The organism is Pseudoalteromonas sp. Z9A5 (genome assembly GCF_011378875.1).
GTDB lineage: Bacteria > Pseudomonadota > Gammaproteobacteria > Enterobacterales > Alteromonadaceae > Pseudoalteromonas.
The window spans coordinates 22,815-38,831 of record NZ_WTLC01000013.1 but is presented as its reverse complement, the minus strand read 5'-3'; the positions used below and the strand labels follow the sequence as shown (position 1 = coordinate 38,831).

Annotated in this window: 17 protein-coding genes; 2 read left to right on the top strand and 15 right to left on the bottom strand. The window is 37.0% G+C overall.

Annotation, left to right across the window (positions count from 1 at the left end; all coding sequences use genetic code 11):
• Positions 1 to 14: 14 nt before the first annotated feature.
• Together thiI and GQR56_RS08625 are read right to left on the bottom strand one after the other, a co-directional pair.
• Positions 15 to 1,472: a tRNA uracil 4-sulfurtransferase ThiI gene (gene thiI / locus GQR56_RS08630; RefSeq protein WP_024611898.1), complete on the bottom strand. Its 1,458-nt coding sequence runs from the start codon at positions 1,470 to 1,472 to the stop codon at positions 15 to 17.
• Positions 1,473 to 1,569: 97 nt separating this feature from the next.
• Positions 1,570 to 2,223 (bottom strand): TetR/AcrR family transcriptional regulator, encoded by a 654-nt coding sequence (locus GQR56_RS08625; RefSeq protein ID WP_024611897.1) that lies wholly within the window; start codon positions 2,221 to 2,223, stop codon positions 1,570 to 1,572.
• 198 nt (positions 2,224 to 2,421) lie between these two features.
• Here GQR56_RS08625 and coaD point away from each other — a divergent pair, with 198 nt between their 5' ends.
• Positions 2,422 to 2,916, top strand: coding sequence for a pantetheine-phosphate adenylyltransferase (coaD, locus tag GQR56_RS08620; RefSeq protein ID WP_024611896.1), 495 nt, complete (start codon positions 2,422 to 2,424; stop codon positions 2,914 to 2,916).
• Positions 2,917 to 2,955: 39 nt separating this feature from the next.
• Here the strand turns inward: coaD and GQR56_RS08615 are convergent, their stop codons facing one another.
• From GQR56_RS08615 to argC, 12 genes are all read right to left on the bottom strand, one after another.
• Positions 2,956 to 3,474 carry a hypothetical protein gene (locus tag GQR56_RS08615; protein ID WP_024611895.1) on the bottom strand — a complete coding sequence of 173 codons (519 nt, stop codon included), beginning with the start codon at positions 3,472 to 3,474 and terminating at the stop codon, positions 2,956 to 2,958.
• Between the two features lies 1 nt (position 3,475).
• Complete coding sequence (locus GQR56_RS08610; protein WP_166110408.1) at positions 3,476 to 4,003, bottom strand: hypothetical protein; 528 nt, start codon at positions 4,001 to 4,003, stop codon at positions 3,476 to 3,478.
• Positions 3,996 to 4,514: a hypothetical protein gene (locus tag GQR56_RS08605; protein ID WP_166110405.1), complete on the bottom strand. Its 519-nt coding sequence runs from the start codon at positions 4,512 to 4,514 to the stop codon at positions 3,996 to 3,998. Before GQR56_RS08605 ends, GQR56_RS08610 begins: the two co-directional genes overlap by 8 nt.
• Positions 4,507 to 5,031, bottom strand: a complete 525-nt coding sequence (locus tag GQR56_RS08600) for a hypothetical protein (protein WP_166110402.1) — start codon at positions 5,029 to 5,031, stop codon at positions 4,507 to 4,509. Before GQR56_RS08600 ends, GQR56_RS08605 begins: the two co-directional genes overlap by 8 nt.
• Entirely contained in the window at positions 5,024 to 5,536 is a 513-nt protein-coding gene (locus GQR56_RS08595) for a hypothetical protein (protein WP_166110399.1), read from the bottom strand. The genes GQR56_RS08600 and GQR56_RS08595 overlap by 8 nt, the downstream gene beginning before the upstream one ends.
• A 456-nt stretch (positions 5,537 to 5,992) precedes the next feature.
• Positions 5,993 to 6,403 (bottom strand): hypothetical protein, encoded by a 411-nt coding sequence (locus GQR56_RS21360; RefSeq protein ID WP_346775756.1) that lies wholly within the window; start codon positions 6,401 to 6,403, stop codon positions 5,993 to 5,995.
• A 138-nt stretch (positions 6,404 to 6,541) separates the two neighbouring features.
• Positions 6,542 to 6,736, bottom strand: a complete 195-nt coding sequence (locus tag GQR56_RS08585) for a hypothetical protein (protein WP_166110394.1) — start codon at positions 6,734 to 6,736, stop codon at positions 6,542 to 6,544.
• Positions 6,737 to 7,020: 284 nt separating this feature from the next.
• Complete coding sequence (gene argH / locus GQR56_RS08580) at positions 7,021 to 8,886, bottom strand: argininosuccinate lyase (protein ID WP_166110391.1); 1,866 nt, start codon at positions 8,884 to 8,886, stop codon at positions 7,021 to 7,023.
• Between the two features lie 48 nt (positions 8,887 to 8,934).
• Entirely contained in the window at positions 8,935 to 10,137 is a 1,203-nt protein-coding gene (locus tag GQR56_RS08575) for an argininosuccinate synthase (RefSeq protein WP_007581653.1), read from the bottom strand.
• Positions 10,134 to 11,066 (bottom strand): ornithine carbamoyltransferase, encoded by a 933-nt coding sequence (locus GQR56_RS08570; RefSeq protein ID WP_166110388.1) that lies wholly within the window; start codon positions 11,064 to 11,066, stop codon positions 10,134 to 10,136. The genes GQR56_RS08575 and GQR56_RS08570 overlap by 4 nt, the downstream gene beginning before the upstream one ends.
• A 7-nt stretch (positions 11,067 to 11,073) precedes the next feature.
• Entirely contained in the window at positions 11,074 to 11,841 is a 768-nt protein-coding gene (gene argB, locus GQR56_RS08565; RefSeq protein WP_166110386.1) for an acetylglutamate kinase, read from the bottom strand.
• Positions 11,842 to 12,852, bottom strand: coding sequence for an N-acetyl-gamma-glutamyl-phosphate reductase (gene argC / locus GQR56_RS08560; protein WP_166110383.1), 1,011 nt, complete (start codon positions 12,850 to 12,852; stop codon positions 11,842 to 11,844).
• A gap of 223 nt (positions 12,853 to 13,075) precedes the next feature.
• Here argC and argE point away from each other — a divergent pair, with 223 nt between their 5' ends.
• Complete coding sequence (gene argE, locus GQR56_RS08555) at positions 13,076 to 14,230, top strand: acetylornithine deacetylase (RefSeq protein ID WP_166110380.1); 1,155 nt, start codon at positions 13,076 to 13,078, stop codon at positions 14,228 to 14,230.
• An 81-nt stretch (positions 14,231 to 14,311) separates the two neighbouring features.
• On the opposite strand, the gene panP is transcribed toward argE, so the two are convergent.
• A complete protein-coding gene (gene panP, locus GQR56_RS08550; protein WP_166110377.1) occupies positions 14,312 to 15,937 on the bottom strand; it encodes a pyridoxal-dependent aspartate 1-decarboxylase PanP in 1,626 nt (541 codons plus the stop codon).
• Positions 15,938 to 16,017 lie beyond the last annotated feature (80 nt).

Here is a 16,017-nt window from a genome sequence, read left to right as displayed (position 1 = left end):
AATTTAACTCAACTTTACGGGCGATACACCTTTACAGTTTCAAAGCCTTGCTCGTGTAGCATAAGCGCTTGTAGTTGGCTCATTACACCTCTATCGCAATACAAGTAGTAGTCAGTGTTTTTTGGTAAGTCACCAAACTTAGTCGCTAAACGAAAAAACGGTAAGTGCACAACTTCAATACCGTCAATCTCAAGAGGCGAGGCTTCTTCTTCCTCTTGTGAACGAATATCAACAACAACAGACCCTACTGGTAAATCTGCGACTGATTCAGCTTCTTTTAATTCTTGTTTAGCTTCAACGTCAATATCGCGTACATCCATGATGCGCGCGTTATTTACAACAGTATCAAGCACATCAAAGTCAAACTTCTCTTCTTCACCAAGAATAACGTCAATTTTAGCTTTAACTGTTGGTTTTTTAGAAATTACACCACAGTACTCAGGCATCGTTTCAGCCATTTCAGCTGTGCCAATTTGGCGAGCAATATTAATAATTTCTTGTTTATCATGTTGAATAAGTGGGCGCAAAATAAGCGTTTCGGTTACACGGTCAATCACGCTTAAGTTCGCTAATGTTTGACTAGATACCTGACCAATACTTTCACCAGTGACAAGTGCTTGAATATTTAACTTTTGCGCTACAACACTACCTGCGCGCATCATCATACGTTTAAGTACAACACCCATTTGGCTGTTTTCAACGTTTTCGAGGATTTCTGCCACTACAGGTTCAAAATCAACAGTTACAAACTTAACTTTATGAGTTGAACTGTACTTTTTCCATAAGTAATAACTTGCTTGTTTAACACCAATTTCGTGTGCCGCGCCACCTAAATTAAAGAATAAAAAGTGTGTACGTGCACCTTTACGGATCATTTGATAACTGGCTACACCCGAGTCAAAACCACCCGACATAAGCGACAGTACATCTTCTTGAGTTGGTAACGGGAAGCCTGCCATGCCGTAATGTGTTTGCGAAACGATGTAAGCTTTATCGTCTTTTATCTCTAGGCGTATTGTTACTTCTGGGTGGCTAAGCTTCACACTTGCGCCTTCAATATGCTGGTTTAAACCACCTCCAACATAACGTTCCAAATCAGTAGACGTAAAATCATGTTGCCCAATACGCTTTGCACGTACGCAAAATGTTTTACCTATAATTGTATGCCCAACTAGCGCTATTGTTTTTTGGTAAATATCATCAAGAGTTTCAAATTGTGTTTCAGTTACTTCAATAAACTGAACAATGCCAGGTATGCGCTTAAGGCTGTCGATAAAATCAAGACGAACTTGTGGATCTTCAATTTTGGTTACAACTGAGATGTTGTCCCAGTTATTTCTTACTTGTACTTTTTCGTCAACACGGCGTAATACAATTTTAATGTTATTTTCTAACACTTTAGTAAAGCGTTTACGTACCGAACGGCTTTTAATGGCTATTTCAGGATGTAGTTTGACGATAAATTTAAGCATAGTTCACTCTTAGACTGCGGGAATTCGCGCTCCCAGGCATTTGGCGCGCGATTATAGCAAAAAATTCAGCGTCTAGGAAATAGCCAAAAGGCAGTTGTTATACAACCGCTGAAGCTTGCTGTGCTAGTTCTGTGTATTTTTCTCGTAATAGATTCATTTTATCGATACTTTTATCCGTGCTGTACGCCCTAAACAGCGTAAGTACTTTTAAAATACCATGATATATATCTTGCTCGGCTAGTGTGCCACTTGGTCTACGCGCTTTAATGTAAGGCGTCCAAAAGCTAACCGTTAATTTTAAGGTATGTGCTAATTCAATTACATCTTGCTCATCAATAGCAATCATTTCACTATCGCGTAAGCCAATAATTATTTTGCGAACTTGTTCTAATAGCTCAAGCTGAAAATCAATATAGGCTTGTTTTAAATCACTGTCTCTGGAAAGTATGTCGCCAAGGTTGTCGTAAAAAAAATGATAGCGCCACATCAATTCAAATAACGAATCTAGGTAAGCGGTTAAATGACTAAAAGCATCGTCATCTTTATTAATTGGCTTAAAGTGTGTACTTAGGTGCTCGCGGTAAAGCGCAAAAATATGACGGATAATGTCTTCTTTATTTTTAAAATGATAGTAAAGATTACCCGGGCTCATCCCTAAATGTGATGCAATATGATTAGTTGATATTGCACGTTCACCTTGCTCATTAAATAGCGAAATACTGGTGTGTATTATTTTATCCTTGGTATTCATATGCTAACACTCTAATTATCTTATGGACTACATTACACTTATAACAAGCTATGCAGTATAAACAAATATTTACCATTAAAACACTCTAACACTATTTCCCACCCTTTAGCGTATTAGTAAAACACCTGTTTTTTAGCAAAGCTGATTTGTGTAAAAAACACTGTTAGACTAGCGAAAAAATAATAGATAGTGAACTTTATGAACATTACTGCAATTTATCCAGGTACTTTTGACCCGCTTACAAATGGTCATACCGATCTTATTCAGCGTGCTGCAAAAATGTTTGATACCGTGCTAGTCGCTATTGCACATAATCCGAGTAAAAAGCCCTGCTTTAGCCTTGAAGAACGTGTTGAACTTGCAAACAGTATTTTAAGCCACTTAGATAATGTTAAAGTAATTGGTTTTTCAGGTCTGCTCGCTGATTTAGCAAAAGAGCATAGCGCCAATGTTTTAATTCGTGGAATTAGAGCTGTATCTGACTTTGACTACGAATTTCAATTAGCTAATATGAATCGCCGCCTAAATCCGGATTTAGAAAGTGTATTTTTAACACCTGCAGAGCGAAACTCATTTATTTCATCAACGCTTGTTAAAGAAGTAGCCCGCCACAATGGGGATGTTAGTGAGTTTGTAGATCCTATAATAGTCAAAGCGCTTAAAACTAAACTTGGTGATGGCGCCAGTAATTAAATTACACTCTTACCTTACATTAGCGTATAAAAATATACGCTAATTCGTTTTTGTAACAAAACTAGGTTTTAGCTTTTTGATTAGCCATACTAATTTTAACAAGTCTTTGTTTATAATAAGTACAAGTGCCATAACAATATCAATAATAGGCATAAGAAAACCATACAGCATCCATAACCACCAAAAGTCCCAGTTATCATAGATCGTATTATCAAAATACATACTTATGAATAATGTAGCGTTAATGCTAAGCCCTACAACAAGGTAGCTAAATGCGTAAGGTATTTTACTTCCTAAACAAATACGCCATATAACAATAACTACAATTGTTAGTACATCAAACATAAACAACTTTAAATGTGGAGCCGTTGTACTTATGTCCATAAATAAGCTAAATGTGTACGAAATCATCATAATGAAAGAAAGGTGAACCCGGCTTTTATCTTGCCTATTAATAGCAACTGATAGAGTGTACAAAAAAGCAAAAACAAAAAGCCATGTAATAAATATCCCAAAATATTCGTTAATTGAATTTAATTGCCAAAATAACTCCTCCATACTACTTAACCTCTTCATTACTACATTTTTTAGGATTAAGTAAATGTCGTTTTAATGCAACCAAACCTAAAAAATCCTTATTAATTAGAAGAATTAAAAGCATTGTTAAATCAGAAATTATTTGCCCTATCGCATATAAAGCCCAAAACCACCAGTAATCTAAATTCCCTAAGACAATGCTGTCGTAATGCATTCCAAAAAAAACAAATGCATTAAAGCTAAGTCCAACTAAAAGATAATAAAAAGCAACAGGAAAGTTTTTACTAAAATAGATACGCCATAAAATCAAAACAAATATAGTTACGATATCAAATATAAAAAGAGTCAAATGGGGTGTCTCGCTCAGGGGATCCATAAAAACACTTGAGGTGTAAGATACCATCATAATGAATGCAAGCTGTGTGCAACTTTTGTCATACTTGTTAATGCTTGCGGAAAGATTATATAAAAAAGCAATAACAAAAGACCATGTTATAAAAATGGTTATATAGTCGTATAAACCAGCCAGCTTCCATAAAAAATCAAGCATTGCGTGACCTTTTAAATTTTTCAGTTAAAAAGTTAGTAAGCTTAACCAAGCCTAAAAAATCTTTATTAAAGATAAGCGCTAATGGCATTATCAAATCTGTAAAGTACATACCAAATACATAAACATTCCAAAACCACCAATAATATAAAGTGCCTAAAACCTCTATATCATAATGCATAGCTAAAAATAAAAATGCATTAATACTAAGTCCAAAAACAAGATAATAAAATGCGTTTGGAATTGGGTCTCGACTGTAATACCTAAACGTAAAAACAATAATTAGAGTTACAATATCGAAGTAAAAATAGTTTAAATGAGACACTATAACCATATCGAACAGTGTACTTAAGGTGTACGAAATCATCATAATACCAGAAAGGTACATTGTATTTTTATAAGGACTGTTTATGCTTGCTGATAAATTATAAAGAAATGCAATTACAAAAAACCATGTAATAAAAATACCTACATAATCTCTAATCGCTACTAAATCCCACAGTATGTCAGCCATTATTTCGCTTTATAAATTTATTATTTCGCAACCACCCACTTAGTTTATACAAACCTAAAATATCCTTGTTTATGATCAACACCAATGCCATGGTGAAGTCGATAAAATACATACCAAAGACATAGACCGTCCAAAACCACCAATAGTAGCGTGTTTCAGCAATTACAATGTCGTAATGCATACCTAAAAACAAGAATGCGTTGATAGAAAGACCTACAATTAAGTAGTAAAAAGCAGTTGGTACTGTTTTTTTATATGCGAATAACCAAAACAGTAAAATACCAATGATAACAAAGTCATAATAAAAGTAATTCAAATGAGGGGTTGCAGTACTTGTATCCATAAACAAGCTAGAAACATACGATACCAACATTATAAGTAACAAATGAACTCTGCTTTTATCAACTTTATTTATACTAGCAGACAAGTTATATAAAAATGCGATTAAGATAAACCAAGTAAATAGTATGCCTACATTGGACCCTAAATCAACAATTCTCCAAAGTATGTCAGCCATTAACTTTTCCCTTAACAGTACTATTTTTTAGCCATTTTTTAGCCATGTCTAAACCCAAGAAATCTTTGTTTATAAAGAATATAGCTATCATTGATAAATCGACCACATTAATACTTATTGAATAGAATGACCAAAACCACCAAGGTTCGTAATTATTAAAAACTGACACATCTATATACATACCAAGAAATAATGATGAGTTTATAGTCAACCCTAACAACAAGTAGATCGATATAAGATTTTCAATAATGAAAAACCTTAAAATAATAATGGCGAAAATAGTTGTTATATCAAACAAAAAGAGTTGAAGGTACGATATATCTTGTATATCGATAAACAGGCTTGAGGAGTAAGAAATTGTCATAACCAATGATAACCATACAGCTTCTTTTCTAGGTTCGTTAATACTTATAACTAATGAGTACAAAAAAGCCATTAAAAAGCCCCACTGTACAAATGCACCTATGTAAAAAGAAATTGCTGGATTAACTAGAATATTATCCATTATTTTTGGTATTTTTATTGAATACTAGTGACAGAATCATTAAAACATCGAACATATTTACACCAATAGAATAAACACTCCAATACCACCAAGGCTCATAGTTATATAAAACGTATAGATCGTAATGCAATATTAAGGCGAGTACAGCATTTATTGTTAATGCAAAGATGATGAAGTGAAAAGCTGTAGAGCGCTGAAGTATTTTAAAGTGCTGTAAAGTTAACAAAGCTAAAATTGTAAAAAAGTCGTAGAGCGCCGAGTTTAAATATAAACTTTCTAATAAGCTTATGTAACCACTGGAAATATATGAGAAAAGCATAAGTGTAGATAAATAAACAGTGGATTTATTTTCTTTATTTATAGTAGAGGCTAAACAATACAGGAAGGCCATTAAAAAGCCCCACTGAGTGAAAGCTTGTACATAAACCATTAGGGGTTCAGTAACATACATTTAAGCTAGGTTACTTTGTGGGTATCGTTTGATTTGAAGTAGCTAAGGGTTTTGTTTTTTAACTTATGAAGACCTAGGAAGTCTCTATCAACAATGAGTGCAACAATCATTGTTAAATCTATAGCTGTTACACCAAACGTATATATATCCCAAAAAAACCACGGTTCTATATTTCTATTAATAAAAATATCCCAATACATTAAAAGTGCTAATGTCATATTTATCGAAAGACCAACCAATAAATACAAAAATGATGCTGAAGTTATTTTTTTTATTTTATAAATAATAGCAAGAAAGAATATAGTCGCAATATCGTGGATTGCCCAGTCGAGATAAGTAGTGTTGTAATAAGAAAGCCATGTGTAAAAATAATCAGTTGCGGAATAAGACACGACCATTATAAAAGAACTGAACAATAAAGTTGTTCTCTTTTTTATCCCTAAGAAAAAGACGAAGATATTAAAAAAGAAAGCCATTAAAAACCCCCATGTCACTAGGGCCGATAAAGAGAACAAACCAAAAAAATCAGTTAAAAACATTCACTACCTTTTGTATCACTTAGGTCGAGGTAAAAGTATTGCATTACCACGCTGTAATTCATTACTCGCAGCACTCATAGCCTCTTGAGAGAAGCTTACTGTATCAGATTGCAGGGTTTTAGGGCTAGCAGTTTGTTCCATTGCAGGCTTTAATTGTTGTGTTTTGTTGTATGCTTGCATTTGTACTTGGCTATTAGCTGAAACTTGCATGTGATTGATCCTTGTAAAAGTTTTAATTATATTTGGTTCAACTTTTAACCACATTATTATGTAGATAAATGCATCACCTGTTTAAAGTAGCGATAGCAGTTCTGCTATCTTACTTAATACAAAGCAACCAATGTGCCAACTTTTTTTGACACGCTAAATAGACCTATAAAATATTTATACAACCAATCAAATAAAACAAAACAACTCAGACAAGACAAGACCAAATTACTGCAGACATAAAAAAACGCACAGGGGTAACCGTACGTTTTTTGTATCCAGGGAGTTTAAGCTACGTATTTACACGGGATCTCCGTACTTTTACTTAGCTTTAAAATATATTCCATTGCTACCTCGTCACAATTTTCTTTACGAAGGCATAATTCACAATCTTTCATTACTTTTTCAGGCAGGCTCTCTTTAGAGCAAAACGTAAAACGCTGCTTTTCGAAAAAGTCAGGGACACGTGTTAATACGATTACCCGATTTAGCGCCAATTTTTTGGCTTTAACTAATAAGTGCTCAACTAACTGCCTACCCTGCCCTGAAACAGCACTTTGGGGGTCTATACCTAATGAGCGTATTTCAGCAAGGCCAGTGTCGTATATATACAACGATGCACACCCAGTTACTCTGCCGTTAATTTCAGTTACAGCAAACTCATTTATAGAGTGCACCATATCACTTTTAGCACGCGGGAGGTTTTCGCCTACGGTTGCCCAGTGCTGAACCAATTTAGCTATTGATTCAACATCATCTAAGTTGGCATCACGAACCGTTATTTGCTGTTTTTTTTTCGCTTCTTTTATTGCATTTGTTACTTGCTCAATAGACGTGCCACCAAGCGCTTGACGTGCTTTTATACACGCGTCAATTTCAAGTACCGGATAAACATCATCCTCAAACACGTCGCTTACAGATTTATATTGCTCAAGCGAAAGATCTTCAAGTGTTTTGCCTTCGCTAATAGCAAGCTGTACCAGCACACCTACAATATGATGGCCTTCTCTAAAAGGTACGCCTTTAGCAACAAGGTAATCCGCAAGTTCAGTTGCATTTGCATGACCTCCTTTAGCTGCGGCAAGAGTGCGATCGCCTCTTACCTTAACGCCTTTAATACAAGCCTGTGCCATATGAATACACGCAAGCCATGTTGGCATTGCGTCAAATATGCCTTCTTTGTCTTCTTGCATATCTTTATTATAAGCAAGTGGCAACGCTTTTAACGTCATCATCATCGCGCTAAAGGCACCAAACACACGCCCTGTTTTACCGCGAATAAGCTCTAATGCATCAGGGTTCTTTTTTTGTGGCATGAGCGATGAACCCGATGTCACGTTATCTGCAAGCTCTATAAAACCAGCTTCACCAGAGTTATAAAATATTAAATCTTCTGACATACGCGATAAGTGAATCATCGAAATAGAAGCACAGCTTAATAATTCTACAACAAAGTCGCGATCAGACACGCCATCAAGACTATTTTTAGTCGCGGCCGTAAAACCTAAACCTTGTGCAAGTATTTGGCGATCAATTGGGTAAGCAGTACCGGCTAATGCACCACTTCCAAGTGGGCAAAAGTTCATACGTGCTTTTGCATCTTGTAAGCGGCTTTCATCACGCTCTAGCATTTCTACATAAGCCATACACCAGTGACTAAATAATACTGGCTGAGCGCGTTGTAAATGTGTATAACCAGGTAAAATTGTACCCAGTTCACGCTCAGCTAAAGATACAAATTCACCTTTAAGTTGCTCAATTGCTTTTAAAATATGCTCTGCGGTATCACGACACCATAACCTAAAGTCAGTGGCTACTTGGTCATTACGGCTTCTGCCTGTATGTAATTTTTTAGCTAAATCACCTACTTTTTCGATTAATGCAGCTTCAACATGCGAGTGAATATCCTCTGCACCCGATGTAGCTACAGCGAGTGGATCAGCTTTTACTTCTTCAAGTAACTCATACAATGCTGCAACAAGTTCTTTGTGCTCATCACTCGATAACACATTTACTTGCTCAAGTGCGCCAGCCCATGCCACAGAGCCAATAATATCTTGCTCTGCTAACTGGTAATCGAAGGGAAGAGAGTCGTTAAATTGCTTAAACGCCTCATCTGGACCCGTAGAAAAACGTCCGCCCCATAATGCCATGAAATATCTCCAAACCCTGTAGTGCCCCTTTTACAGGGGCGTAATAATTTACTTTTTAGCGAGTGCTGAAATTCTGCTTGAAAGCGAGAATAAACGAATAAAGCCTTCAGCGTGTGATTGGTCGTACACATCATCTTCGCCAAATGTCGCGAATGCTTCGCTGTATAAGCTATTTGGTGACTGCTTTTGTACTGCAGTTACTTGACCTTTATATAGCTTAAGTACCACTTCACCTGTTGCCACTTTAGAAAGTGCTTCAGCACCGGCTAAAATAGAATCTTTGAGCGGCGTAAACCAGCGACCGTCGTATACTAAATGCGAAAACTCGCCGCCAAGTACTTCTTTCCATTTACGGCTTGCTTTATCAAGCACTAGCTCGTCGATTGCTTGTAACGCAGCCATAATTACTGTACCGCCTGGCGTTTCATAGCAACCGCGTGACTTCATGCCTACTAAACGGTTTTCTACAATATCAACACGACCAACACCATGAGGTGATGCAATATCGTTTAATTTAACTAAACAGTCGTATGGCTTAAGCTCTACACCATTTACAGCAACCACTTCGCCTTCAACAACTTTTAATGTTACTAGCTCTGATTTATCTGGCGCTTGCTCTGGTGAGTTTGTCCATGTCCATACTTGTTCAGTTGGTTGGCACCATGGGTCTTCAAGCTCTCCACCTTCGTGCGAAATATGCCATGCGTTAGCATCACGGCTGTAAATTTTTGTAGCCGATGCTGAACACGGAATGTCACGCTCTGCTAAGTAATCAAGTAATGACTCACGACTCGATAAGTCCCACTCACGCCATGGCGCAATTACTTTTAAATCAGGAGCTAGTGCTGCAAAACATGATTCAAAACGAACTTGGTCGTTACCTTTACCAGTACAACCATGAGAAAGTGCGTCAGCGCCTACTTTACGTGCAATTTCAACTTGTGCTTTAGCAATAATTGGGCGCGCCATAGACGTACCTAATAAATAAGTGCCTTCGTAAATTGAGCCTGTTTTAAGCGTTGGGTAAATGTAATCACTTACCATTTCATCTTTTAAGTCAACTACGTAACATTCAGATGCACCAGACGCGATTGCTTTAGCTTCTACGCCTTCAAGCTCTTCAGCCCCTTGACCTACATCAGCAACAAACGCGATTACTTCACAACCGTAGTTTTCTTTTAACCATGGCACGATAGCCGACGTATCAAGACCACCTGAATAGGCTAAAACGACTTTTTTAATTGAACTCATAGGTGTTCCTTAACAAAATTTGGATTTAATAATGTAACTAACAGAGCGTTTTGCGCATGCATACGATTCTCTGCTTGTTGAATAATTTTAGATGCTGGACCGTCCATTACCTCAGAGGTAATTTCAAATTCACGGTGTGCCGGTTGGCAATGCAATACCGTAGTCGCACCAGTTTGATTTAGTAATGCCTGATTTAACTGATAAGGCATGTACTTTTCTTTTACCTGTTCAAGCGGTGTTGTATCACCCATTGATACCCATGTATCTGCGTATACAACGTTTGCACCAACGGCAGCCTCAACCCTATCGCTCACCATGACTGATGCGCCATTCATTGCTGCAATTTGCTCAGCTTTTTTAAGTATTTGTGAATCTGGTGAGCACCCTTTTGGTGTTACAGCTACAAAGTCAGTCCCTAAAGTAGCAGCAAGTAACATCAATGAATGAGTTACGTTATTGCCTTCACCTAAGTAAGCAACTTTAAGCTCACTTACATCGCCATGTACTTCTTGAAGCGTTAAAAAGTCAGCAAGTGCTTGGCACGGGTGGTACAAATCACACAAGCTATTAACTACTGGTACTGATGAATATTCACCTAACGTAGTTAATGTGCTGTGCTGGTTTACACGTGCCACAATACCGTCTGCCCATGTAGAAATATTAAGTGCGAAATCTTTAATTGATTCGCGTGCACCCATTGCACCATTTTGCTGATCTAAATAAACAGCATGACCACCTAAACGATTAATACCAATATCGAATGACAAACGCGTACGTAAACTTTGTTTTTCAAATAACATTACGATTGATTTACCAGCTAATACTTGACTGTATTTTTCTGGTTTTGCTTTAATGTCACGCGCTAGCTTTAATAAGTTAAGTGCGCCTTCTTGGTCTAATTCTAAACCCGTTAAAAAATTTTCAAACATAATAAACCTATGGTGTAATTTTAGTTCCGACATGCTTGCCTTCAAGCAAGTCAGTTAAATTTTCTGGCTTTTGCCAGCTGGAAATATACACACCGCGTCGTAAGTGTTGGGCAGCGTGAAGGCTGGTCTTAACTTTGACCTCCATCCCGCCCACAATTACTCCTTCATTTATTAAAGTATCAATGTGTTTTGTGTCAAGTTGATGTAGCGGCTGTTTATTTGCGTCAAGTACCGCTTCTACATCGGTCATAAAAATAAGTTCTGCATTTAAATTACTAGCAATAGCTGCCGCTGCTTCATCTGCATTTACGTTGTACCACAAGCCTTGTTCATCAAAGCCGATGGAGCTCACAATTGGTAAACGAGAAATTTTAAGTAAATCGTTAATAATAGAGTCATCGTTGCTTGTACATTTACCCACTAAGCAAAGCGCTTTTAATTTTTGAGTTGCAGTAACACCCGCCTCAAAAAGACTTAAACCAACAGGTTTATGCCCTGCACTAATAGCCTGAGTCATTAATTGTTTATTTGCACAACCTGCAAGCGCACCCACTATATAAGGCATTTGCTCTGCTGGGCTAATACGTAAACCTTGGTGTTTAGCACTGGCAAAACCAGCTTCTTTTAACCAAGTATCAACAAGTGAACCGCCACCGTGCACAATTACAAACTGAGCATTTTGTTGCTCATTAAGTACATCAAATAATGCTTTAGCTGCATTTTCTATATTAAGTACTGCACCACCTAGTTTAATAACCCACGTTTTTTTACTCATTTAAAACGCTCCTTTTAAACCAGTGGTATGTTCTAAATTCATTGATAAATTAATACATTGTAAAGCTTGTCCTGCAGCACCTTTGAGTAAGTTATCAATTGCTGCAATAACAATTAATTGCGATCCTTGTTGCTGCCAACCAATATCAACGAATGGTTGTTTAGCTACACCTTTTATTGATGGGATTTTATCGCCTAGTAAACGAATAAGAGGCTCATCAGCAAGTACCTGATACGCTTGTGTTACTTGCTCACTTGTTACCTCTGGCTTTAATTGCACATAAATAGTTTCTAAAATACCACGAGGAAAATTACCTAAATGCGGTGTAAATAGCACTTTGTGACCAAGATGCTGTTCTATTTCAGGACCGTGGCGATGGTTAAACAAGCCATAAGGAGCAAGCGATACCTCACAAAAATGAGTGCCAACACTCGCTTTACGCCCTGCTCCCGTAACACCCGATACGGCATTAATAATAATACTTTGATCGCTTAATAAACCAGCTTGTTGTAGAGGCTTTAATGCATTGAGCGCAGCTGTTGGATAACATCCTGCAACAGCAATTAGCTGTGCAGCAATAATTGCTTCGCTATTCCATTCAGCTAAACCGTAAGCTGCTTCATTTAATAATTCAGGGTGCTGATGCTCAAAGCCATAATAAGTAACATAATCATCATTGCTAGCGAGGCGATAGCCTCCTGACAAATCAAATACTTTTTTACCCATGGCTAAAAAACGCGGAGCTAAATCTACACTTACTTTATGATCAGTGCACAAACATACGTAATCAGCAGTATTACTAATATCGCTTAAAGCTAATTCACTAAGAGGCAACAAAGGTTGGTCAAGTAAACCTAAATGCTCAGGGTACAAATCGCTAAGCAGCTTATTTTTATCCAAACTGCCTTCTGATACATAACAACCTGTTAAAGTTAAATTTGGGTGTTTCGCAACTAAACTTGCTAACTCTGCGCCGCTGTAACCGCTTGCGCCAATAATCACTACATTCATTTATTACTCGTTATCTTAAAATTAGTTACTACTTACTTATAATGTTCGCTTAAACTAGCTTAGACGCTAATTAAGTCTTTTTTATTAATGAATTTTGATTATCGTCGCATTATTTTCATAGTATTACTTTAATATATTTATGCTTAAAAAGTGAATTGATATTCATAGTAAATACTTTTATATTGTTATGCAATTAAATTGAATACTTATTTTGGATTTTTTTATGCCTTTGCCATCGTTTATTTCTATGTACCAACAATTAATTGCAGCTCCTTCTATAAGTTCGATTGAAGATAGTGAATGCATGAGCAATAAAAATGTAATTGAGCTACTTGCAAAATGGTGTGAAAGCCTTGGTTTTACTTGTGAAATAATTGAATTGGAAGGCGGAAAAGGACGTTATAATTTATTGGCAAAGCGAGGGAATGGTGATGGCGGATTAATGCTCGCGGGTCACACCGATACAGTGCCATTTGACGACAGCCGTTGGAACCATAATCCATTTAAACTTACCGAACTCGATAATAAATTGTATGGGTTAGGAAGCATTGATATGAAAGGTTTTTTTGCTTTTGTATTACAGGCTGTCAGTGAGCTTGATGAAAAACAGCAAACTCAACCTATTTTAATACTCGCCACTGCCGACGAAGAAACAACAATGGCAGGCGCACAACAAATATGTAAACACCCAAATTTAAAACCTGCGCGCTGTATTATAGGCGAACCCACTGATATGACTCCGGTATTTACTCATAAAGGACACATGAGCACAGCAATTAGAGTAGTTGGTCGTTCAGGTCATAGCTCCGATCCCGAACGTGGTCTTAACGCCATTGAAGTTATGCATAAAGTGATTGCAAAATTACTGATCTTAAAAGAACAATTAAAGCATAAGTATTCAATAGAACACTTCGAAATACCCTACCCAACTTTAAATTTTGGAAATATTCATGGTGGCGACAACGCAAATAGGATTTGTGGTTGCTGTGAAATGCACATAGATATGCGTCCGTTACCGGGTTTAAGTATTAAAGAGTTACAAGCTTTAGTTCTTGATGCAATTAAAGAAATAAACGAGCAATACCCTAATGCGGTTAGTGTTATCGATTTGCATGACCCCATTCCGGCATTTAGCGGCAGCACCGATAGTGCGCTTGTTAAGTTAGCTGAAAAAATAGCGGGGCAAAAAGCGATTGCTGTAAATTACTGCACTGAAGCGCCTTATATTCAACAACTAGGGTGCGAAACAATTGTAATGGGTCCAGGCTCTATTAACCAAGCGCACCAACCTGATGAATTTTTAGCGACAGAAAAAATAAAACCATCACAACAAATTATCAGCAATATAATTAAAGCGAGCTGTTTTAGCCTTTCTTAAATACTCTTTTTAAAAACCAACAAAAAAGGCGCTAACTTGAATAAGAGCGCCTTTGTTAATTATAAATAACGATGTTTATAATTACATATATTTACTTAAGTACTTTTTAAAGACAGGATCGGTTTTAGCTAACTCTTTTTGCTCAGCTAAAATATCTTTTAAAATAGCACCTGAAGTAAGCGGATTTGCAAGCACGACTCTAAATACAACCGTAGGTTGATTATCATAATTAGAAGGCGTTAAACGTGTACGCGACACAAACGAGCGTCCCGATTCACGTTGACGCTTTTGCATACTGGCCGTAAAACGATTCAATGAGGCAAATATATCTAACCTAGTTGCAGCATCAGCATCAGCTATTGCTTGTTTGATTTTTTTTGGTACATAACGATACGTTAATAAGCACAGCTCAGGCTCTGAAACAAGTTCAAAGTCTTCGTCTGCTTTAATTAAATCGGCAAAATAATGTGCCTTTTTAATACTACGATCAATTAGCATTTCGTAGCCTTTACGACCTATAACTCGTAAGCAAGCATGTACTAACATTGCCATACCGGGTCTGCTACCCTCAAGCGTATGACTACCTAAATCTTTAGAGCCTTTACGTAAAATATATTCTGCGTGGTGCTCTATAGCGTCAGTTGCAGTCGGATCTTTAAATAAAACTAAACCTGCGCCCATTGGCACATACATTTGCTTATGTGCATCAATAGTAATTGAATCAGCTCGTTCAATTCCTTTTAATAAAGGACGGTGCGTATTAGATAAAAGAGTTGCTCCTCCCCATGCAGCATCTACATGAAAGTGACACCCAATTTCTTCGCTCAAATCAGCCATTGCATCTAATGGGTCAATATTACCGGTTTCGGTAGTACCCGCGACACCAATAATGGCCATAACTTTAATGCCTTTAGCTTCAAGCTCAAGCGCTTTTTCACGCATAGCATCAACATCTACTTTATTGTTATCGCAGGTTTTTATACCAATTAAATTTTCACGACCAATACCTAATAAATCAACTGATTTGCCTAATGAATAATGTCCGCGCTCAGATATTAAAACAGCCAAACCTTTATAGCCATAATGCAACATGCCAGCAATAAGGCCCTGTGCACCAATACCTTTAAAATCACCATCTGGTTTTAATAAACGATTTCGGGCAATCCAAAGCGCAGTAATATTAGCAATCGTACCACCGGAGCAAAAAGCACCTAATGATGTTTTAGCACTATGCATCCATTTAGAATAAAACGAGTCTTCTTGTCCATAAGCTAAATGGTGCATCATCCCCAAAACTTGGCGCTCAAGAGGAGTAAATGCTTTAGATGTTTCTATTTTTACTAAGTTTTGATTTAGCCCTACCATCAATTTTGACAGTGGTAATAAAAAATGAGGTAAGGCAGAGGTCATATGACCAATAAAACTAGGAGCAGCGGTATGCACAGAATGCGCAACAAGTTGCTCCATTATGTCTTGTGCATAAGCAGATACAAACGTTGGATCCTCAGGGATCACAGCTGATTGAAAATCTTTTTCGATTTCATGCAATGGCTTTTCAATTGCCGCTATATTTTCGTTTAAGAAACCTGCTAAATTACTCGAAATTTCAAGCTCGATTTTGCTTAAAGTTGAGTCTGGCGCTTCAGGTACAGTAAATATACGCTTAAGGCTTTCTTTAGAGGCGACGGCACAACGCTTTTGATCCATCTTAATACCTAGTGTGTGTAGCTAAAAAACATGTTTATCTATAAAAAAGGCCATATTTTGGCACTATTTTAAAGAATAGT